The organism is Salmonella sp. WC3, from assembly GCF_042932255.1.
GTDB lineage: Bacteria > Pseudomonadota > Gammaproteobacteria > Enterobacterales > Enterobacteriaceae > Salmonella > Salmonella enterica.
The window spans coordinates 2,773,430-2,793,504 of sequence record NZ_CP170629.1 but is presented as its reverse complement, the minus strand read 5'-3'; the positions used below and the strand labels follow the sequence as shown (position 1 = coordinate 2,793,504).

Annotated in this window: 19 protein-coding genes, 2 pseudogenes and 1 riboswitch; of the genes and pseudogenes, 12 read left to right on the top strand and 9 right to left on the bottom strand. The window is 51.1% G+C overall.

The annotated features are described in order from the left end of the window. Positions 1–5: 5 nt before the first annotated feature. Positions 6–656, top strand: a complete 651-nt coding sequence (gene pphA, locus ACFK9X_RS13530) for a protein-serine/threonine phosphatase (protein ID WP_151116724.1) — start codon at positions 6–8, stop codon at positions 654–656. Between the two features lie 18 nt (positions 657–674). Here the strand turns inward: pphA and ACFK9X_RS13525 are convergent, their stop codons facing one another. The 5 genes from ACFK9X_RS13525 to yebS all read right to left on the bottom strand — a co-directional run bounded on the left by ACFK9X_RS13525 (position 675) and on the right by yebS (position 6,733). Continuing rightward, positions 675–866, bottom strand: coding sequence for a YebW family protein (locus tag ACFK9X_RS13525; RefSeq protein WP_000457838.1), 192 nt, complete (start codon positions 864–866; stop codon positions 675–677). Positions 867–976: 110 nt separating this feature from the next. Further along, on the bottom strand, positions 977–1,213 hold the full coding sequence (locus tag ACFK9X_RS13520) for a YebV family protein (protein ID WP_161126831.1): 237 nt from the start codon (positions 1,211–1,213) through the stop codon (positions 977–979). A 117-nt stretch (positions 1,214–1,330) separates the two neighbouring features. After that, positions 1,331–2,770, bottom strand: a complete 1,440-nt coding sequence (gene rsmF / locus ACFK9X_RS13515; protein WP_151116720.1) for a 16S rRNA (cytosine(1407)-C(5))-methyltransferase RsmF — start codon at positions 2,768–2,770, stop codon at positions 1,331–1,333. 77 nt (positions 2,771–2,847) lie between these two features. Next, positions 2,848–5,481 (bottom strand): PqiB family protein, encoded by a 2,634-nt coding sequence (locus ACFK9X_RS13510; protein ID WP_151116718.1) that lies wholly within the window; start codon positions 5,479–5,481, stop codon positions 2,848–2,850. Next, on the bottom strand, positions 5,450–6,733 hold the full coding sequence (gene yebS, locus ACFK9X_RS13505) for a membrane integrity lipid transport subunit YebS (protein WP_001207294.1): 1,284 nt from the start codon (positions 6,731–6,733) through the stop codon (positions 5,450–5,452). The genes ACFK9X_RS13510 and yebS overlap by 32 nt, the downstream gene beginning before the upstream one ends. A 128-nt stretch (positions 6,734–6,861) precedes the next feature. On the opposite strand from yebS, the gene ACFK9X_RS13500 reads away from it, so the two are divergent. The 4 genes from ACFK9X_RS13500 (at position 6,862) to htpX (ending at position 11,285) form a co-directional block, all read left to right on the top strand. Beyond that, positions 6,862–7,359: a GAF domain-containing protein gene (locus tag ACFK9X_RS13500; RefSeq protein ID WP_001518229.1), complete on the top strand. Its 498-nt coding sequence runs from the start codon at positions 6,862–6,864 to the stop codon at positions 7,357–7,359. Between the two features lie 97 nt (positions 7,360–7,456). Beyond that, complete coding sequence (proQ, locus tag ACFK9X_RS13495; protein WP_000431401.1) at positions 7,457–8,143, top strand: RNA chaperone ProQ; 687 nt, start codon at positions 7,457–7,459, stop codon at positions 8,141–8,143. A gap of 19 nt (positions 8,144–8,162) precedes the next feature. Further along, entirely contained in the window at positions 8,163–10,211 is a 2,049-nt protein-coding gene (prc, locus tag ACFK9X_RS13490) for a carboxy terminal-processing peptidase (protein WP_001091237.1), read from the top strand. Between the two features lie 192 nt (positions 10,212–10,403). Next, the gene (gene htpX / locus ACFK9X_RS13485; protein ID WP_000984498.1) at positions 10,404–11,285 is read left to right on the top strand and encodes a protease HtpX; all 882 of its coding nucleotides are present in this window, start codon (positions 10,404–10,406) and stop codon (positions 11,283–11,285) included. 47 nt (positions 11,286–11,332) lie between these two features. On the opposite strand, the pseudogene ACFK9X_RS13480 reads toward htpX, so the two are convergent. Continuing rightward, positions 11,333–12,704 (bottom strand): annotated as a pseudogene (locus ACFK9X_RS13480) (MFS transporter). Between the two features lie 175 nt (positions 12,705–12,879). Here ACFK9X_RS13480 and kdgR point away from each other — a divergent pair. Continuing rightward, positions 12,880–13,671, top strand: coding sequence for a DNA-binding transcriptional regulator KdgR (gene kdgR, locus ACFK9X_RS13475; protein WP_001262195.1), 792 nt, complete (start codon positions 12,880–12,882; stop codon positions 13,669–13,671). Positions 13,672–13,882: 211 nt separating this feature from the next. Here the strand turns inward: kdgR and yobH are convergent, their stop codons facing one another. Then, entirely contained in the window at positions 13,883–14,122 is a 240-nt protein-coding gene (gene yobH, locus ACFK9X_RS13470; RefSeq protein WP_001236777.1) for an invasion protein YobH, read from the bottom strand. 157 nt (positions 14,123–14,279) lie between these two features. On the opposite strand from yobH, the gene mgrB reads away from it, so the two are divergent. The 6 genes and pseudogenes from mgrB to rlmA all read left to right on the top strand — a co-directional run bounded on the left by mgrB (position 14,280) and on the right by rlmA (position 18,636). Further along, positions 14,280–14,423, top strand: a complete 144-nt coding sequence (gene mgrB, locus ACFK9X_RS13465) for a PhoP/PhoQ regulator MgrB (protein WP_000714547.1) — start codon at positions 14,280–14,282, stop codon at positions 14,421–14,423. Positions 14,424–14,493: 70 nt separating this feature from the next. After that, positions 14,494–14,781 carry a YebO family protein gene (locus ACFK9X_RS13460; protein ID WP_001000660.1) on the top strand — a complete coding sequence of 96 codons (288 nt, stop codon included), beginning with the start codon at positions 14,494–14,496 and terminating at the stop codon, positions 14,779–14,781. 648 nt (positions 14,782–15,429) lie between these two features. Beyond that, a complete protein-coding gene (locus ACFK9X_RS13455) occupies positions 15,430–15,573 on the top strand; it encodes a DUF2627 domain-containing protein (RefSeq protein WP_001537930.1) in 144 nt (47 codons plus the stop codon). 12 nt (positions 15,574–15,585) lie between these two features. Beyond that, positions 15,586–15,795: a transcription antiterminator/RNA stability regulator CspE gene (gene cspE / locus ACFK9X_RS13450; RefSeq protein WP_001062678.1), complete on the top strand. Its 210-nt coding sequence runs from the start codon at positions 15,586–15,588 to the stop codon at positions 15,793–15,795. 219 nt (positions 15,796–16,014) lie between these two features. Continuing rightward, positions 16,015–17,761 (top strand): annotated as a pseudogene (gene ftsI / locus ACFK9X_RS13445) (peptidoglycan glycosyltransferase FtsI). Between the two features lie 65 nt (positions 17,762–17,826). Continuing rightward, positions 17,827–18,636, top strand: a complete 810-nt coding sequence (rlmA, locus tag ACFK9X_RS13440) for a 23S rRNA (guanine(745)-N(1))-methyltransferase (protein ID WP_000010923.1) — start codon at positions 17,827–17,829, stop codon at positions 18,634–18,636. Here rlmA and mntP read toward each other — a convergent pair. Both mntP and ACFK9X_RS13430 read right to left on the bottom strand, forming a co-directional pair. Then, positions 18,633–19,199 carry a manganese efflux pump MntP gene (mntP, locus tag ACFK9X_RS13435; RefSeq protein WP_001518359.1) on the bottom strand — a complete coding sequence of 189 codons (567 nt, stop codon included), beginning with the start codon at positions 19,197–19,199 and terminating at the stop codon, positions 18,633–18,635. The two genes, rlmA and mntP, sit on opposite strands and share 4 nt — an antisense overlap. 111 nt (positions 19,200–19,310) lie before the next feature. Continuing rightward, positions 19,311–19,412, bottom strand: a riboswitch (yybP-ykoY riboswitch). Between the two features lie 196 nt (positions 19,413–19,608). Beyond that, complete coding sequence (locus ACFK9X_RS13430; protein WP_000156279.1) at positions 19,609–20,067, bottom strand: DUF986 family protein; 459 nt, start codon at positions 20,065–20,067, stop codon at positions 19,609–19,611. Between the last annotated feature and the right edge of the window lie 8 nt (positions 20,068–20,075).

The following is a 20,075-nucleotide window of genomic DNA, read 5'->3' as shown; positions in this document are numbered from 1 at the left end:
AAAACATGATGCGGCCTGAAGAGATTTATCAGCGAATAGAGGCAAAGAATTGGCGGCATGTCTGGGTGGTTGGCGATATTCACGGCTGTTTTTCAATGTTAATGAAAAGGTTACGTGAGTGTCGATTTGATCCGCAACAAGACTTGTTAGTTTCTGTGGGCGATCTCATTGATAGAGGCCCGAACAGCCTGGGTTGCCTGGCTTTACTGCGTGAGTCCTGGATGACGGCGGTTCGCGGCAATCATGAACAAATGGCGCTGGATGCGCGGGCCTCATCGCAGTCGACGCTGTGGTTGATGAATGGTGGCGACTGGTTTACCCGCCTGACCGCTGAACACGCTGCGCAAGCTGAAGCGCTTTTTATCCTTTGTCAGCGGCTGCCCTGGATACTGGAAGTTCGCTGCCGCCATAGCACGCATGTGATCGCTCATGCTGATTACCCCGCGACAACCTATCAATGGCAAAAAAAGGTCGATTTACATCAGGTTCTCTGGAGCCGCGAACGGCTCATAAATAAGCGCGGCGGGATTAGCGGAGCCGATCATTTTTGGTTTGGCCATACGCCGTTGCGCCGGCGCATGGATTTCGCCAACGTACACTATATTGATACGGGCGCGATATTTGGCGGGCAATTGACGTTAGCGCGGATACAATAGCGGTATCAGCGACCAGGGTTAAAAATCGCTATATTGCTGCGCAGGTCGCCAGAAGCCGTCGATAAAATCCTCTACCGGAAAACAGCCGCCATGGCGAATCCGTTGATCGTCCATCGAATAAAGACATTGCTGCTCGGTATCGTAGATGTCCACGACAATATCCTCGCATCCTCCATCCAGGTAACATACAAAAAGTACCAGCGCGAACATTACATCCTCAATGTTAACTACTTTACACGATAGTGTAGGAGAGGTTAGCGCAGGGGGGAAATGAGAAAAGGAAGAATAAATAACCCGCCTGGCGACGGGTTCTTTTTGAGTCAGGCAAGACGCATGACCCAGGCATCAGATTGAGGATCGTAATGAGTACGGAACAAAACGGAATGTTCCCCGTTGAGAATGGCGGGAACGCTGGTTTCGGCATCCCAAGCATCCAGTTGCATACATAAATCCGGATCGGATTTACAGGGGATAGTTAACGTTCGCTCCCCCGGCGATTCGCCATGTAATTCGGCATCGTCGATTTCAAAAGCGCCAATGCGCACACTGGTTTTCATCATCGTGCTCTCCGTTAATACGCTAATTGTGGTACGACCAGTTTAGTCGTCCATTTTTCAGCGTAGTCAACGTACGCAAAAGCGCCAGTCAAAAAGTGCGGTTTTTTTGTGCGCCTTTTAACTATTACCAGTAAAGAGTTTGCCATCCCGCACCAGTTCACGCGGGTAACTGTTCTTTATTCTTGAGCCGATACGTTTTGCCAGACCAAGCGGCTGACGCTGGAACGTCACCAGGACATCATCAGCGGCAGGGGGTGTTTGCGGATAAATATCCCGACCGCGATACCACTCCTCCGCCTCTTGCGCAGAGAGTTCGAATGCGTGAGCATGAGTCGGGCAGGCAAGGGCTATCGTCGCCTCATGTTGCCAGCGATAGCCTTTATTATGACTTTCAGCCAGTTTAATGCCGAGCCGGGAAAAACGGACTTTTCCGATCAGTGATTCAATCTCTGCCGGGAACAGCCAGACCTCTTTTTCACGCTGCCAAAGATGGAGATTTTCATCCCATAACAGTCCGACGGCGTTGGCCGCCTGGGTAACGTGTAATGCTTCGCGGCCTTTGAGGGGGGTAAAAGGAAACGCCCCCACTTTATACCCCGGCGCGGGCATGGCTGGAAGGGATGACATTTTACGCAGACGTGCGACGAAGAATCCTTCGCAGTCGTAAATTTGCGGGAAGACGTGCAGGAAGCCTTCCGGGGTGAGGGCGCGGTCAGCGTCAGGAAACAGATCACCCAGCGGCAAAAATTCAACGGCGTCGGCGTAGGTCTCTTTCAGCCAGAGGCAGACCGCTTCGTTTTCCTGGCGATTTAACGTGCAGGTGGAGTAGACCAGCGTGCCGCCGGGTCGTAAAGCATGAAAAGCGCTGTCGAGCAGTTCCCGCTGTGTCGCCGCGATATCCAGATTGCTTTCTGGCGACCAGTTTTTTAGCGCATCAGGATCTTTACGTACTACGCCTTCGCCAGAGCAGGGCGCATCCAGCAGGATAGCGTCAAACATCTCCGGTAACGCAGCGCCAAATACGCGGCCATCGAAATGCGTCAGTGCGGTATTGGCGATTCCACATCGGCTGATATTAGCGTGCAGAACTTTGACGCGGCTGGCCGAAAATTCGTTGGCCAGAATGGCGCCGCGGTTCCCCATGCGGGCAGCGATCTGCGTGGTTTTGGAGCCAGGCGCCGCTGCCATATCCATGACCCGCTGCGGATGATTATCATCGGCGAACAGGGCCGCGACCGGCAGCATCGAACTGGCCTCCTGAATGTAAAACAGGCCGCTTAAATGCTCAGCGGTACTGCCAAGCGGCAATGCCTCTTCATCATCGCGCTCGATCCAGAATCCTTCATGACACCACGGAATTGGCGTGAGCGACCAGCCGTAGGGCTCGATTAGGGCAAGGAAATCAGCCACGGAGATTTTAAGCGTATTGATGCGTATACTGCGGCGCAACGGGCGTTGGCAGGCCGAAATAAATTCATCAAAAGAGAGCGTGGAAGGCATTGCTTCACGCATTTGCGTCAGAAAAGCGTCAGGAAAATAGACAGCGTGTTGAGCCACAGGTGTATCGCCGGCAAAAAAACAGGCGCGCAGTGTAGCATAAAACGCTCCGGCGCGAGTACGCCGGAGCCGGGTGTTTAACGTGGCAGAGCGGTACCCCATTCACGCCACTCTTTCGGTTCGCTCTCTTGTAACAGGAAATGCTTACCGGCTTGCGCTTTTGGCGCCAGCGGCGTACCTGGTGGAGTAGCGAAGGCGATACCGCCACGGATGAACTGATTAAATGTCCCCGTTTTCACCACGCCGCCTGTCAGACCAAAGTCGAGACTATAGCCGGAGGCAAGCCAGAATACGGAGTTATTCCGCACCAGATATTGGTAACGCTTACTGATGCGCAAGGTGATCATCACGCGATCGGAGAGCGACCCCAGGGACATTCCGGTGACGGTTCCCACTTCGATACCGCGAAACAGGACGGGGGTACCAATATTAAGCGAGCCTGCTTCTGGCGCCTCCACGACGATGCTTAACCCATCCAGATAGCGTGAGTCGGTAATCGTGGCTTCCTGCAGTTCAAAGTCGCGCCGTGCCGCGCCGCGTCCTGGCTCAACGTTAATATAGGGCTGGAGAATCGTATCCAGATGCTCGACGCCCGCCGCGGAAATTTGTGGCGTAATAACGGAAAAACGTGTCCCGGCGCGGGCAAATGTCTGTACATACTCCGGATAAAGTACGGCTTTTGCCTGCACTTCATTACGTGCGGTGATCAATTCCAGCGTCTGGATCTGGCCGATATCAATACCGAGGTAACGAATGGGCATCCCTTCCGCCAATTTTCCGGCGTCGAACGCGTGCAGCGTAATTTGTCCGCCTACCGCGCGAGCGGAGGTTTCTGAAGCATAAAGAATGCGTTTATCGCCTTTGCGCCGACTGGCGCTGGCGCCGCTCAGGTTATCAAAACTAATGGCCCCTTTCAGCGCGCGGGAGAGTGGCGAGGCCTGTATCGTTAGGCCGCTGCCGTTAAGTTGCACCTTCGCGCCGCCTTCCGCCCAGAACACGCTATTGCTGGTTAACAGGTGGCGATATTCCGGCTTAATATGCAGGTCGATGTCAAAGGTATTGGCGCGTGGGCGAACGGTGATGACTTCGCCTACTTCAAATTTTCGATACAGCACGACGGAACCTGCCTGGACATCCGGCAACGTTTCGGCTGTCAGCGTTAAGGTGGTAGTCGGTAAGTCACTGAGACTATTTTCCAGCGCTTTTTCCAGGTTAGCATAGAGCGGGTAGGTGGATTTCATCTTCCCGCTCGTACCGGGTAAAATACGAATTCCGCCGTCAATCCACTCGCTGGCGCTGGCGCCGAGGAACTCTACGCCGTCAAGGCCGACTTTGACATCCACCCGGCTGTTGACCACGAATTTACTGTCGCCCTGTACCAAATCCCGGTGCTGCGGTTCAATCGCGACGGTGAATGACACGCCTTTACTGGATAAGTTGCGCTCAATGACCTGGCCAATTTTTACACCATGTAAAATTAACGGCTGGCCCGGTTCGATGCCGTAACTTTCCGGGGCCGTCAGCGTCAGGGTTAAGGCATTCGCCTCATGCAGCAGGGCCTTTTCACCCGGCACCACCACAAATTCACTGCGCGGTTCGCCGTCGCCCGGCACCAGCTCGAAGGTTTTTCCGGTTAACAACGAACTGATATTCGCGTCGCTCAGCGACAGTTTGGGATTGCGTAACTCAATACGCGTATTTTCCCGCATCAGCGGAACAACGCTGGGATCGACGGTCATCTCTCCGGTGACTTTACCTCCAGGGTTGAGCGTCAGTTTAGAAAGCTCACCCACCTCCAGTCCCTGGTACATGAGCGGCGTAGATTCCGCCTTCAGACCGTCTCCGCTGGGCAGCTCAAGTTTAACGATTACCCCTCGTTGGCTGTGGGCTAAATCTTTATATAAGCCGAACGTGTCATCCTGGGCGGCGGGTTTGGAATTGTCCGGCGAATCAAACGCAATCGCGCCATTGACCAGGGCTGCGAGGCTCTCCAGTTTCACCTTCGCGCCGCTCAGGCTTAGATCGGCGTCAATGCCGGAGACATTCCAGAAACGGCTGCCTTTTTTCACCAGATCGGTAAACCGTCGCTCAATCAGAACGTCAATCGTCACGCCCTGTTTGTTAGGGTTAATCGAATAGTCATACACCCGTCCGACAGGGATTTTACGGAAATAGACCAGTGAACCGCTATTAAGCGAACCGAGATCCGGCGCATGGAGATGAATCATCAGATCGCCGTTGCTAAGCCGGTATTTAGGCTGTGTATCCAGGGCGACGAAATGATCTCTGGGCTTGCCTTTACCTGGCATCATACCGATGTAATTCCCGCCGACCAACGCATCCAGGCCGGAAACGCCCGCCAGCGAGGCTTTGGGCGTCACCAGCCAGAATTGCGTCTCTTCGCGCAACGCATCTTCCATATCTGATTTGATACTGACGCGAACTTCAATTTTGCGCAGATCTTTGCTCAGACTGACATCTTCCACGGTGCCGACTTCTACTCCCTGATAACGCACGGGAGTACGGCCCGGTACGATACCGTCCGCCGACATAAAATCGATAGTCACGCTATTGCCGCGATCCTGGTAGCTATCCCATACCAGCCACCCCGCGATCATTAGCGCGATAAGCGGTAGCAGCCAGAAAGGTGAAATACGGCGTTTGGTTTTAATTTGCGCTTCAGTCTTCGAAGCGGGCGTTTCCTGACTCATGTGCATCCCAAAGTAAGCGGCTATCCAGCCATTCCACTGCAAGAATAGTCAAAATTACCGCTGCGCCGAAATAAAACGCAGCCGGTCCCATAGTAAAAGCCAGAATCTGATCGCGATTAATCAGAGACATGGTTAACGAGATAACGAAAAGATCCAGCATCGACCAACGGCCTATCCATGTCACCAGACGCAGCAACAGAATTCGCGTCCGCAGTCCCTGTTGGCATTTAAAATGGATACTCAACAGTAGCGTAAACATCACGATGACTTTGGTAAACGGCACCAAAATACTGGCGATAAAAACGACGGCGGCGACGGCGATATTGCTGCTGGCAAGCGACATAATGCCCGACAGGATAGTATCTTCCTGACGCCCGCCATTAATGTAGATTACCGAGATAGGCAGCAGGTTTGCCGGCAGCAAAAAGACAATAGACGCCAGCAAGGCCGCCCAACACTTCTGTATGCTCTGTTTTCTGCGTAACCGTAGCGGAATATGACAACGCGGGCAGCGTCCTTTCGCATCCGGATAGCCGCTAAAGTGGCAGCCAAGACAGACGCGCAATCTTTCGTCCGCACGTTGAGCAGGGCGCTGCGGATAAAATCGTTCCCATAGTTGCTCCACATTCAGATGAATCATAGTCAGAATGCTAAGAACCACCAACGAGACGAACGCTAAAAGCCCGATGCCCGGCTGCAGAAAGGCATAGTCCTGCACTTTGATAGAGGCAACGCCAATACCGACCAGATAGATGTCCAGCATCACCCACTCTTTCAGTTTTTCCAGCATCAGCAGGACTGGACGCAGATTCATGCCGAGGAGGCTGCCAAACCACAGGTAAGCAATTGAAAAAACCAGAATAAGCGGCGCGCCCACCACGCAAAAGAGCACCATTGCGGCGGTTAACGGATCGCCCTGCTGCGTCATTTGCCAGATGCCGTGCATCACATTGGCATCAATGCGTACGCCCAACAGGTAGATATGGAGTAACGGTTCGCTCCAGGCAAACGGCATCAATAGCAGCATGGTTACCGCCATCGCGGTCAGTCGCGTCAGCGACCAGTCGCGCCCATCGCGAATTTTGGCCTGGCAACGAGGACAATAAGCGCTTTGATGAGCGCTCATCTCCGGCAAGCTGAACAGCATGTCGCATTCAGGGCAGCGCTGGTAGTGGCTGCGCGGCAGCGCTTCGCTAATTGACCTGATCGTTAGCTTTTTTGTTGGCGTGACGTGTGAGGTGTTCAGAGCCATGTATCGTGAATCAAAGTGTTAGAATAATGTAATCTTAACTCATGACAGGAATAATCTTGAGCAAGAACGCATTTAATGCTTATTTTAATAGCCTGTGTTTAGGAGTAAGACCACGAAGTGATTATATAATGAGCAAAACAGAACTATACGCGGCGTTAAACCGCGATTTTCAGTCGTTAATGGCAGGTGAAACCAGTTTTCTGGCCACGCTGGCGAATACCAGCGCGCTACTGTTCGAACGCCTTACCGAGGTGAACTGGGCGGGATTTTATCTCCTCGAAGGCGATACGCTGGTGTTGGGGCCGTTTCAGGGGCGAATCGCCTGTGTGCGGATTCCGGTTGGTCGCGGCGTGTGTGGCGCAGCGGTAGCGCAGAATAAGGTTCAACGTATTGATGATGTTCATGCGTTTGACGGCCATATTGCCTGTGATGCCGCCAGCAACGCCGAAATTGTGCTGCCTGTCACGGTTGGCGAACGGATTATCGGCGTGCTGGATATAGATAGCACGGCGTTTGGCCGTTTTACCGAAGAAGATGAACACGGCCTGCGTACGCTGGTCGCACAGCTTGAAACCGTGCTTGCAACGACGGATTACAAAAAATTCTTTGCGAGCGTTGCAGGATAATCAACGGATAACGTAGCAATTACTGATGGCGTCATTATAATGACGCCTGTTCATGCCTGTTGCTTGTTGGCTACGTCCGTTGTAATCAGGAAATTTCATGGAAAATCAACCTAAGTTGAATAGCAGTAAAGAAGTTATCGCGTTTCTGGCCGAGCGTTTTCCTCACTGTTTTAGTGCGGAAGGCGAAGCTCGCCCGCTGAAAATTGGTATTTTTCAGGATCTGGTAGAGCGAGTTGGGGGCGAAATGAACCTCAGCAAAACGCAACTTCGTTCCGCTTTACGTCTTTATACTTCAAGCTGGCGTTACCTGTACGGCGTTAAGCCGGGCGCAACGCGCGTCGACCTTGATGGCAATCCGTGCGGCGAGCTGGAAGAACAGCATGTCGAACATGCGCGTAAGCAGCTTGAAGAAGCCAAAGCCCGTGTTCAGGCGCAGCGCGCAGAGCAGCAAGCGAAAAAACGCGAAGCTGCCGCGGCGGCTGGCGAAAAAGAAGACGCGCCGCGACGCGAGCGTAAACCTCGCCCGGTAGCGCGTCGTAAAGAAGGCGCTGAACGTAAACCTCGCGCTGATAAACCGACGACGAAAGCGCCGCGTGCGCCTCGCGAAGAGAAGCACACGCCGGTTTCTGATATTTCAGTATTGACCGTAGGGCAGTCCCTCAAGGTGAAAGCGGGTAATAATGCGATGGATGCCACCGTATTAGAAATCACCAAAGATGGTGTCCGTGTACAGCTGAATTCGGGTATGTCTTTGATTGTACGCGCAGAACACCTGGTGTTCTGAAACGGAGGCCAGGCCTGGCATGAACACTTTTTTTAGGCTTACCGCGTTAGCTGGCCTGCTTGCATTAGCAGGCCAGTCCTTCGCCGTGGAAGATATTACGCGTGCCGATCAAATTCCCGTACTAAAGGAAGAGACGCAACATGCGACGGTGAGCGAGCGCGTAACGTCGCGTTTTACCCGCTCCCACTATCGCCAGTTCGATCTGGATGAGGCATTTTCGGCAAAGATTTTTGATCGCTATCTGAATCTTCTCGACTATAGCCACAACGTTTTGTTGGCGAGCGATGTCGAGCAGTTTGCGAAAAAGAAAACCGTGTTGGGCGATGAGCTGCGCACGGGTAAGCTGGATGTTTTTTACGATCTTTATAACCTGGCGCAAAAGCGCCGGTTTGAACGTTACCAGTACGCGCTAAAAGTGCTGGAACGGCCAATGGATTTCACCGGAAACGATACGTTTAACCTGGACCGCAGTAAAGCGCCCTGGCCGAAAGATGAGGCTGAGCTAAATGCGCTGTGGGATGGTAAAGTGAAATTCGATGAGCTCAGTCTGAAACTCACCGGCAAGAGCGACAAAGAAATTCGCGAAACGCTGACGCGTCGCTACAAATTCGCTATTCGCCGCCTGGCGCAGACCAACAGTGAAGATGTGTTCTCGCTGGCGATGACCGCTTTTGCGCGTGAAATCGACCCGCATACGAATTATCTTTCTCCCCGCAATACCGAGCAGTTTAATACCGAAATGAGCCTGTCTCTGGAAGGTATCGGCGCGGTGCTGCAAATGGATGACGATTATACTGTCATTAACTCATTGGTTGCCGGCGGCCCGGCAGCGAAGAGCAAGTCGATTAGCGTCGGCGATCGTATCGTCGGCGTAGGGCAGGCCGGAAAACCGATGGTCGACGTTATTGGCTGGCGTCTTGACGATGTGGTGGCGCTGATCAAAGGGCCGAAAGGCAGCAAGGTTCGACTGGAAATACTGCCGGCTGGCAAAGGGACGAAAACGCGTATTATCACGCTGACGCGTGAACGGATTCGTCTTGAAGATCGCGCGGTTAAAATGTCGGTGAAAACCGTCGGCAAGGAAAAAGTTGGTGTACTGGATATTCCAGGCTTCTATGTTGGCTTGACCGATGATGTCAAAGTTCAGCTTCAGAAGCTGGAAAAACAGAACGTTAACAGCATCGTTATCGATCTGCGTTCAAACGGCGGTGGGGCGCTGACGGAAGCCGTTTCGCTTTCCGGTCTGTTTATCCCTTCTGGTCCGATAGTTCAGGTGCGCGACAATAACGGCAAAGTGCGTGAGGATAGCGACACCGACGGCGTGGTCTACTACAAAGGCCCGCTGGTGGTGCTGGTCGATCGTTTCAGTGCCTCGGCATCGGAAATCTTTGCTGCCGCGATGCAGGATTATGGTCGCGCGCTGATTGTCGGTGAGCCGACCTTCGGTAAAGGGACGGTACAGCAATATCGTTCGCTAAACCGAATTTACGATCAGATGCTTCGCCCGGAATGGCCTGCGCTGGGTTCGGTGCAGTACACCATTCAGAAGTTTTACCGTGTCAACGGCGGTAGTACGCAGCGTAAAGGGGTCACGCCGGATATCATCATGCCGACTGGCAATGAAGAGACGGAAACCGGAGAAAAATTTGAAGATAACGCCTTGCCGTGGGATAGCATTGATGCGGCGAAATACGTGAAATCGGACGATTTGGCCCCGTTTGGCCCGGAATTATTGAAAGAACACAACGCGCGTATCGCCAAAGATCCTGAGTTTCAGTACATCATGAAGGATATCGCACGTTTCAATGCCATGAAGGATAAGCGCAACATCGTCTCTCTGAATTATGCGCAGCGTGAGAAAGAAAACAATGAAGAAGACGCTCTGCGTCTGGCGCGTATTAACGATCGGTTTAAACGTGAGGGTAAACCGTTGCTGAAGAAACTGGACGATCTGCCAAAGGATTACCAGGAGCCGGACCCGTACCTTGATGAAACGGTGAAGATTGCTCTGGACCTGGCGCATCTTGAAAAAGAAAAACCAGCGGAGCAGGCGGCAGCCAATAAGTAACGCTAAACAGGCACAAAAAATTGTGCCTGTTTTTTTTAACAAGCGCAGAAGTCGTCAGGATAATGCTACAAAATGTAAAGTTGTGTTTTTCTCGTGACTTACCGCCTGGTGATGCTTGAAAATAGCCATAAGACCCATACGATGTGGGTAATCGCATAGTGCGCTTTGTTAAATTGAGGTTAAAAGAAAATTATGATGCGAATCGCGCTCTTCCTGCTGACGAACCTGGCCGTGATGGTCGTTTTCGGGCTGGTTCTGAGCCTGACAGGGATACAGTCGAGCAGCGTGCAAGGCTTGCTGATCATGGCGCTGCTGTTTGGTTTTGGCGGTTCTTTTATTTCATTGCTGATGTCCAAATGGATGGCGTTAAAATCCGTAGGAGGGGAAGTTATTGAACAGCCTCGCAATGAAAGAGAACGCTGGTTGATGAACACCGTAGCAACGCAAGCGCGCCAGGCCGGTATCGCCATGCCGCAGGTTGCTATCTACCATGCGCCGGACATTAACGCGTTTGCGACGGGCGCACGCCGTGACGCCTCATTGGTCGCTGTGAGCACCGGTTTGTTGCAAAACATGAGCCCTGACGAAGCGGAAGCCGTCATCGCGCATGAAATCAGCCATATTGCCAATGGCGATATGGTGACGATGACGTTGATTCAGGGGGTGGTTAACACCTTCGTTATCTTTATTTCGCGCATTATCGCGCAAATTGCTGCTGGTTTTCTGGGCGGCAACCGTGATGAAGGCGAAGGAAGTAACGGTAATCCGCTAATCTATTTCGCCGTTGCGACAGTGCTGGAACTGGTCTTCGGTATTCTGGCGAGCATCATCACCATGTGGTTCTCCCGTTACCGTGAGTTTCATGCCGATGCGGGTTCGGCGAAGCTGGTTGGCCGTGAAAAAATGATTGCCGCGTTGCAGCGCCTGAAAACCAGCTACGAGCCGCAAGAAGCGACCAGCATGATGGCGTTTTGTATTAACGGTAAATCGAAATCGTTAAGCGAGCTGTTTATGACGCACCCACCGCTGGATAAACGCATTGAAGCGCTGCGTAGCGGCGAGTACCTGAAATAATAAGCCCACTGGCAAGTATGAAAAGCGCGTCGAATGACGCGCTTTTTTTACGCCTGAACGCGTGGTTGCGTAATACGTAAACCGCTCACTACCGCCGCGAGAGTCGCCAGGATCGCCGCTGCGAGCAGCGAAAGATGCGTACCGCTATCGCCAAACTGGTTCAACATCAGCGCTACCAGCGCGGCGCCAGTACTTTGGCCTAACAGTCGCGCCGTGCCCAGCATCCCGCTGGCGCCACCGCTGCGCTCACGCGGCGCGGAAGTGATAATGGTGTGATTATTCGGCGACTGGAACAGGCCAAACCCTGCGCCACAAAGGATCATTGGCCAGATAATATTCAGATCGGAGGGGGAGGCTGGCAACATGACCAGCGCAAACAACCCGGCTGCCATTATCACCATTCCCAGCGCCCCCAGCAAACCGGCATGAAGACGTTCTATCAGGTATCCCGCCAGCGGCGCCATCACCATCGTTGCCAGTGGCCAGGGCGTCAATAACAGGCCGGTTTCTACTTCGCTACGGCCCAGCACGGTTTGCAGATAAAAAGGTAGCGAGACCATGGCTAACATTTGCGCGCAGAACGAGCAAATTGACGTGCCGATCGAGAGTGAAAAAAGCGGAATGCGTAACAAGTCGATGGGTAACAAAGGGACGGGCAAAGAAAGCTGGCGGCGCACGAAGAAAAACCCGACCACGACCAGAACGAGCAGCTCTGCGCCAATCAACGTTAGCGACTGTCCCTGGGCAAAGCCGCTCAATGCGGTAATCAGCAGGCCAAATGTGAGCGCATTCATTACCGCGCTCGGTAAGTCAAAGCGCGGCTTAGTGTCATGGGCGATGTTTGCTGGTAAAAAGCGGATGGCCAGAATTAACGCGATGATACCTAACGGGACATTAATCAGAAACAGCCATTTCCATGATGAGATAGATAAAATCGCCGCGGCGATCGTCGGACCCGCGGCGGAAGAGACTGCGACGATAAAAGAGTTAATTCCCATGCCTCGTCCCAGATGACGCTGGGGATAGATAAGACGAATCAGCGCCGTGTTTACGCTCATGAGCGCCGCGCCGCCAAATCCCTGCGCGATGCGCGCCAGCGTCAGCATCTGCAGCGAGTCTGAAAGCGCGCAAAACAATGATGAAAGCAGAAATACCACTAAACCACATTTATAGATCCGGTGATAACCAAACATGTCGCCTAAAAAAGACAGGGAAAGCAGTGAGACGACAATGGCGATTTGGTACGCATTGACAATCCAGATAGAGCTGGCAGGGGAGGCATGTAAATCAGTCGCAATGGTTGGCAGCGCGACATTAGCGATTGCGCCATCCAGAACCGCCATCGAAATACCGATTAATCGTCAGGATAGCGCCGTATCTCTGCGGGAGGGGCAGGCCATCGGCCCGTGTTTTTTCCATAAGTATTTTGTAATAAGGGGAATTATGAGCTGAATAATAATGTTAGCATTAATACTGAGTTGTTATGTCGCAGATTTGTAACGAAGTAAGCAAAGATGGATTGCGGGCGACCTAGCGTGAAATTATAATAAAAACTCGTTCTGAATTTTATAAAACGCTCGTAATGAGGTGATAAATGGCAAACGCAGATCTGGATAAGCAGCCTGATTCTGTATCTTCTGTGCTGAAAGTTTTCGGCATTCTGCAGGCGCTGGGTGAAGAGCGTGAAATAGGGATTACCGAGCTATCGCAGCGCGTCATGATGTCGAAAAGCACCGTTTATCGCTTTTTGCAAACCATGAAAACGCTGGGCTACGTGGCTCAGGAGGGGGAGTCTGAAAAATACTCTCTGACGCTAAAGCTGTTTGAGTTGGGCGCGCGAGCTTTGCAAAATGTTGATCTCATCCGCAGTGCGGACATTCAGATGCGCGAACTGTCTCGTCTGACAAAAGAAACTATCCATCTTGGCGCGCTGGATGAAGACAGCATTGTCTATATCCATAAAATTGACTCTATGTACAATCTGCGGATGTACTCACGTATTGGGCGTCGTAATCCGCTGTACAGTACGGCCATCGGTAAAGTGCTTCTGGCCTGGCGCGACCGTGATGAGGTTAAGCAGATTCTCGACGGCGTAGAGTATAAGCAAAGCACGGGACGCACGATTACCAGCACTGAAGCGTTGCTGCCGCTGTTGGATGAAGTGCGTGCGCAAGGATACGGTGAAGATAACGAAGAACAGGAAGAAGGATTACGTTGTATCGGCGTACCGGTATTTGACCGTTTTGGCGTAGTCATCGCAGGGTTAAGCATTTCGTTCCCGACGCTGCGTTTTTCAGAAGAACGCCTACAGGAATATGTGGCTATGTTACACGCCGCCGCGCGTAAAATTTCTGAACAAATGGGTTACAACGATTATCCCTTCTAAGCAACGTTATTAGCATGACGTTAAAAAAAAGCAGCTACGAAAAATGTAGCTGCTTTTTTTATAACATCGGGTGGGATGAAATCGTAAAAGTAGATAATATCTGTCGGCTTATTTAACGGTTATTAAAATATTATTTAACAGTACTTATGAACAACAGCCAATATAGGGGAATTATTGGTGATAGTTTCACTGTGAAATTATTTATTGCCGCTTAGCCATTATCCACCACGGTGGCGATTTTTCTGAAAATGGGACAGTCGGAAAAGCCAATAATGCCGCTGTTGGTATGGAGATATTGCGCCGTGCTGGTGCCGCGTGCGGTCAGGTAATGGCACTGTAAACCCAGCCCCGCAGCGTTCACTTTACTTCCCACCAGGATGCCATAGCCGCTCATCAGCAGGCCTATCCACACCAGGGCAAACAATACAATTGCGCGAATGATCAAACGCATTACTACCTCTTTTCTTTTTTAGTTAGAATAAGAGTAGCGTGTACATTGATTGAAACAAGTGAATCATTCCTAAAAACATATAATGCCGCTACAGTTACTCCTGGTTTAAGTAACTCATGATAATTTAGCGACATAAGATGTAAGATCGGAGAGTGGAGTGAAAAAATTTCGATGGGTCGTTCTCGGCATCGTGGTGGTAGTATGCCTGTTGCTGTGGGCGCAGGTGTTTAATATCATGTGCGATCAGGATGTACAATTTTTCAGCGGTATTTGCGCCATCAATAAATTTATTCCCTGGTAAACGTTTTACACCAGAGATTTCCTTCCCGTGTAGCAGTGGTAGAATGACGTCTCTACATTGAGGTGGTGAAATGAACGACGTTTTAAACTCTGGTGCGTTTTCTCTTGCATCTTTAATAGTATCAATGGTGGTTCTGGTGGTGGGGCTGGCGCTCTGGTTCTTTGTCAACCGGGCAAGTTCCCGTGCCAACGAGCAGATAGAACTGCTCGAAGCGTTGTTGGATCAACAGAAGCGGCAAAACGCGTTGTTACGCCGCCTTTGCGAAGCAAACGAACCAGAAAAAGAAGCGGAACCCGCAACAGCGGCAAGCGAACCGAAAGAGGATGAGGACATCATTCGTCTGGTTGCTGAACGATAATGCTTACCGGGGCGCAAATGGCGCCAGTGCCATACGCCCCATTTCCCCGTCGGATCTCTCCGCGTTGCCGTTTGCAACTGATACTACAGCATCAACACCTTACCTAATATATGGCTTTATATGCAACATAGTTTTATATGTATAACAAATGGACATATGGCATTTTTGTGATACCGCTCATTCTCTATTAAAAGCGAAACGTTTCTCTCTCTTTATGGATTGTCATTGTTTGTTCATTATTTTAAGGCATTCTGTAAAGACGCAGAACATCACAAAAAGCGGTGTCGAAAATCGCTTTTCTTTTCTATTATTTTGATTAAAAGGTGTTTTTTATCATTGTGACAATTTATGCATAACTCAGCATAAAAAGTGATATGAAAAATACAGCTTTTAAATGTGATTTGATGCACTGGAAGAAGCGAAGTTATTGAGCTATGGTAGAAAAATGGCTTTTCAGCAGTGACGTTGTCAGGAGTCCGTCAGCGCGTGAGGATATATCTTTCGCAATTTTGTTGCATAAACGTGCTGTCAATTTGTGAAGGTTCTCGTAATTTGCGCGACGGATCGAGACACGTTTAAAAATGGCTTGCCATAATTAACGTTGTATGTGATAACAGGCTTTGGGTTAAACGAGGTACAGTTCTGTTTATGTGTGGCATTTTCAGTAAAGAAGTCCTGAGTAAACACGTTGACGTTGAATACCGCTTCTCTGCCGAACCTTATATTAGTGCCTCAAGCAGTAATGTCTCAGTTTTATCTATGTTATGCCTACGGGCAAAGAAAACACTCTAAGGAATTTTGCAAATGGCAAAGATTAAAGGTCAAGTTAAGTGGTTCAACGAATCCAAAGGTTTTGGCTTCATTACTCCGGCTGACGGCAGCAAAGATGTGTTCGTACACTTCTCCGCTATCCAGGGCAATGGTTTCAAAACTCTGGCTGAAGGCCAGAACGTTGAGTTCGAAATTCAGGACGGCCAGAAAGGTCCGGCTGCTGTTAACGTAACAGCTATCTGATCGACACCACTGATTTGATGCGTTTGTCGCGTCAGCCTCAGATATAAAGCCTCGCTAAAAGCGGGGCTTTTTAATTCAATATCCTTCAAAATGTGTCTGGATGCGCTCTCGTTAGCGATTTGTTGCAAAGGCGCGATGTTATTAGCATTGTTTTTTCTGGTTTTTCCGGCCGTTTCCCGTTAAATCAATCACCTGAAAAATGATTCGGCTGGAGATCAGGTGAAAAAGAAAAGCGACGGCGATACCCGTAATTTTACGCCCATACGTTTTGCACTACTTTGCACTGCCATTCTGCTCAGTATGGCATTGTTGTTAGGGCGGGTGGCATGGCTGCAAATTGTTACGCCGTCGAAACTGGTGAAACAAGAAGATATGCGCTCGCTTCGTGAAGTGACCACGGCCTCTCCACGCGGCATGATCACCGACAGAGAAGGGCGACCCTTAGCGGTGAGCGTTCCGGTTAATGCTGTCTGGGCCGAACCGAAGACTATCATAAGCAAAGGCGGCGTTGGCTACAATGAGCGCTGGCAGGCGCTGGCCAGCGCCCTGCATCTGTCTCTCAGTACGCTTGCGGAACGGGTAAACAGTAACCCGGCAGGCCGTTTTATCTACCTTGCGCGCCAGGTTTCACCCCAGCAAGCCGAATGGATAGATAAACTGAATCTACCGGGTATTAACCTTGCGGGAAGAGTCGCGCCGTTTTTACCCTGCCGGACACGTAGCGGCCAATTTGATCGGCTTTACCAATATCGACGGGCAGGGAATAGAAGGTATTGAAAAGAGCTTTAACGCGCAACTGACGGGAAAACCGGGCTCCCGATTGGTGCGTAAAGATAAATTTGGTCACGTTATTGAGAACATTACGGAAGTGAATCCGGTTCCTGCTCATGAACTTCAGCTTAGCATTGATGAACGTCTGCAAACGGTTACCGAAGATGCGCTGGATAACGCCGTCATCTGGAACAAAGCGGAATCCGGCGCTGCCGTATTGATTAACATCCCAACGGGTGAAATTCTCTCGATGGCGAGCTACCCGGATTTCAACCCGAACAACCGTGAAGGCGCGCAGTTGGACGATTTTCGTAACCGCGCGATTAGCGACACCTTCGAACCCGGTTCTACTGTGAAGCCATTGGTCATTATGACTGCGTTACAGCAGGGCATCGTGCAGCCGGACAGCGTTATCGATACCCATCCTTTTACTCTCGATGGACACCGTATCCGCGACGTCGGTTACTATCCGGAACTGACATTAACCGGCATTTTGCAAAAATCCAGCGATACCGGCGTTTCTCACCTTTCTCTGGCGATGCCGGTGCAGAAATTAATGGATACTTATAAAAGCTTTGGTTTCGGCGTGCCTACCGGACTGGGTCTCACCGGAGAGAGCAGCGGGTTATTACCGAAACGCCGTTACTGGAGTGATTTAGATCGCGCTACCTTCGCTTTTGGCTATGGATTAATGGTGACGCCGCTGCAACTGGCGCATGTTTATGCCACGATTGGCAGCTTTGGTATCTACCGTCCGTTATCGATCACCAAAGTTGATCCGCCCGTGATCGGCACGCGGGTAATGCCGGAAGAACTGGTGCACGAGGTGGAACATATGATGGAGAGCGTCGCGTTGCCTGGCGGCGGCGGAACAAAAGCCGCAGTAAGAGACTACCGTATTGCGGTCAAAACCGGGACGGCGAAAAAAATTGGCGATGATGGTAAATACGTCGATAAGTATGTGGCATATACCGCAGGCGTCGCGCCGGCAAGTAACCCCAGATTTGCGCTGGTGGTGGTGATTAATAATCCGCAAAATGGGGCTTATTATGGCGGCGCGGTATCTGCGCCCGTATTCAGCCAGATCATGGGCGATGTGCTGCGGCTGGAAAATGTTGAGCCAGACGGTATGCCAGCCGATTCAGATCACCTTCTGGTGATGCATGGCAGCCACGCTGCGGTTCCGGGCTCGTAAAGGATTTTCCCGGGGCGCAATTCGCGTTACACTTGCGCCCTTTAGCGCCCCAGTCCGGAGTTGTCATGTCGTTTACCTGTCCGCTTTGCCATCAGCCGCTTACGCAGATTAATAACAGCGTTATATGTCCACAGCGCCATCAGTTTGATGTGGCGAAAGAGGGCTACATCAATCTGCTGCCGGTACAGCATAAACGTTCGCGCGATCCGGGCGACAGCGCCGAAATGATGCAGGCGAGGAGAGCGTTTCTTGATGCGGGCCATTATCAGCCGCTGCGCGATGCGGTGATTAACCTGTTGCGCGAGCGGCTGGATCAGTCGGCCACGGCGATTCTGGATATCGGCTGCGGCGAGGGGTATTACACTCATGCTTTTGCCGAGGCGTTGCCGGGAGTCACCACGTTTGGACTGGACGTTGCTAAAACGGCGATCAAAGCGGCGGCGAAGCGCTATTCGCAGGTGAAGTTTTGTGTGGCGTCAAGCCATCGACTGCCCTTTGCCGATGCGTCAATGGATGCGGTGATCAGAATCTACGCCCCGTGTAAGGCGCAGGAATTGGCGCGTGTGGTGAAACCTGGTGGTTGGGTCGTTACCGCCACGCCAGGGCCGCATCATCTGATGGAACTAAAAGGGCTCATTTATGATGAGGTGCGTTTACATGCGCCGTATACCGAGCAGCTCGACGGATTCACATTGCAGCAGAGTACCCGCCTTGCTTATCACATGCAGCTCACCGCCGAAGCGGCTGTAGCACTGTTGCAAATGACGCCATTTGCCTGGCGCGCCAGGCCAGACGTGTGGGAACAACTGGCCGCCAGCGCCGGACTTAGCTGCCAGACGGATTTCAACCTTCATCTCTGGCAGCGTAACCGTTAACCGTGAAAATGCGTCCAGAGGATCTGGACGCCAATTCCTATCAGTACGACCCCGCCGAGAATTTCAGCACGCTTACCCAGCATTGGGCCGATAAAGCGACCGATCATCATCCCGAGGGTGGACATGATAAGCGTGGCGCAACCGATAGCTAATGCGGTTGCGATGATGTTTACCTGCAAAAACGCCAGACCGACGCCAACCGCCATCGCATCGAGGCTGGTCGCGATAGCCGTCGTGACTAATAGCCAAAAGCTGTGGCGGCGTAACGGTGTTTCGTCTTCATCACTACCGCCGCGGATACCTTCGATGATCATGCGTCCGCCCAGAAAGATCAGCAGAACAAAGGCTATCCAGTGGTTCCATTCCAGAACGAATTTACTCGCCAATATCCCCAGCCCCCAGCCGATCAACGGGGTCAACGTTTCAACCGCGCCAAAGATAAGACCGGTACGCAACGCTTCTGAGAATTTGGGTTTATGTAGGGTGGCGCCTTTGCCAATTGATGCCGCGAAAGCATCCATCGACATGCCGAAAGCGAGAAGAACAGTAGCAGTAAAGTGCATGACAGCGTCCTGACCGGGGTATCCATTAAACACATCACTGCCCCCAGCAAACATGCATGTCGCCATTCTGTGACGAAATACACAGCAGTTGATGCGCCTATGGTCTCGCCTGACCAGCGGCGGCTGGTCCGTACGCGCCACGTTTTGCAACGAGTATGTTGACGCGTACATTTCCGGAGTCTGGAAATCGGCTACTCCCCAATTGACGGCGCAACATTAACATATTTTTAGAATATAAAACAACAGCGATAAAATATTATTTGCCTTCTAATTGAAAACGATTTTCATTTAGATTTATTCATCAATAAAACGTTAAATTAAATAACAATTGATCAATAGAAAATATAGCCTTAGCTATATTATGATTCGAAATAAAATTCGAAAAACATAGTTGAGGCTATATCTTAGATTATTGATTTTCAATAAGAATTTTATATATTTTTTCCAGATCGTCGATATTGCGTACACGGATAAGCAAGCGTCGTTGTTCTAATTGCATCACCAGTACGCCGTCTTCCGATAAATTCATCTCTTTAATACGGTTATATTCTATCCAGACATTGGCGAAGAAAAAGCCACGTTGTTTAAAGATGATCCGTGGCGTGCGGATCCAGAATATATAAAACCCCATTAACGCCAGCGCGCTTAATAACCATGTGGTCATCTGCGCTCCGTGGCTGGTTACGTTGTTATAAATAAGGATGGCGACCAGCCCAACGAAGATAACGCTGTCTACGCGACCGCGGCGGAGCAGGGCTATAGAAAGCAGAGTGGGGCCATTGCGACGGGGCATGATGAACTGATCGTAGAGAGCGTAAGCCAATAATGCGGCAATAAAGAGAATCAGCACCAGGTCCGTGATAGTCATTTATCCTC

What these genes read in the sequence shown, in the direction of transcription:
- pphA (WP_151116724.1), top strand. Translation starts at nt 6, where the DNA reads ATGATGCGGCCTGAAGAGATTTATCAGCGAATAGAGGCAAAGAATTGG.
- ACFK9X_RS13525 (WP_000457838.1), bottom strand. Translation starts at nt 866, where the DNA reads ATGTTCGCGCTGGTACTTTTTGTATGTTACCTGGATGGAGGATGCGAG.
- ACFK9X_RS13520 (WP_161126831.1), bottom strand. Translation starts at nt 1,213, where the DNA reads ATGAAAACCAGTGTGCGCATTGGCGCTTTTGAAATCGACGATGCCGAA.
- ACFK9X_RS13510 (WP_151116718.1), bottom strand. Translation starts at nt 5,481, where the DNA reads ATGAGTCAGGAAACGCCCGCTTCGAAGACTGAAGCGCAAATTAAAACC.
- yebS (WP_001207294.1), bottom strand. Translation starts at nt 6,733, where the DNA reads ATGGCTCTGAACACCTCACACGTCACGCCAACAAAAAAGCTAACGATC.
- ACFK9X_RS13500 (WP_001518229.1), top strand. Translation starts at nt 6,862, where the DNA reads ATGAGCAAAACAGAACTATACGCGGCGTTAAACCGCGATTTTCAGTCG.
- proQ (WP_000431401.1), top strand. Translation starts at nt 7,457, where the DNA reads ATGGAAAATCAACCTAAGTTGAATAGCAGTAAAGAAGTTATCGCGTTT.
- prc (WP_001091237.1), top strand. Translation starts at nt 8,163, where the DNA reads ATGAACACTTTTTTTAGGCTTACCGCGTTAGCTGGCCTGCTTGCATTA.
- htpX (WP_000984498.1), top strand. Translation starts at nt 10,404, where the DNA reads ATGATGCGAATCGCGCTCTTCCTGCTGACGAACCTGGCCGTGATGGTC.
- kdgR (WP_001262195.1), top strand. Translation starts at nt 12,880, where the DNA reads ATGGCAAACGCAGATCTGGATAAGCAGCCTGATTCTGTATCTTCTGTG.
- yobH (WP_001236777.1), bottom strand. Translation starts at nt 14,122, where the DNA reads ATGCGTTTGATCATTCGCGCAATTGTATTGTTTGCCCTGGTGTGGATA.
- ACFK9X_RS13460 (WP_001000660.1), top strand. Translation starts at nt 14,494, where the DNA reads ATGAACGACGTTTTAAACTCTGGTGCGTTTTCTCTTGCATCTTTAATA.
- ACFK9X_RS13455 (WP_001537930.1), top strand. Translation starts at nt 15,430, where the DNA reads ATGTGTGGCATTTTCAGTAAAGAAGTCCTGAGTAAACACGTTGACGTT.
- cspE (WP_001062678.1), top strand. Translation starts at nt 15,586, where the DNA reads ATGGCAAAGATTAAAGGTCAAGTTAAGTGGTTCAACGAATCCAAAGGT.
- rlmA (WP_000010923.1), top strand. Translation starts at nt 17,827, where the DNA reads ATGTCGTTTACCTGTCCGCTTTGCCATCAGCCGCTTACGCAGATTAAT.
- mntP (WP_001518359.1), bottom strand. Translation starts at nt 19,199, where the DNA reads ATGCACTTTACTGCTACTGTTCTTCTCGCTTTCGGCATGTCGATGGAT.
- ACFK9X_RS13430 (WP_000156279.1), bottom strand. Translation starts at nt 20,067, where the DNA reads ATGACTATCACGGACCTGGTGCTGATTCTCTTTATTGCCGCATTATTG.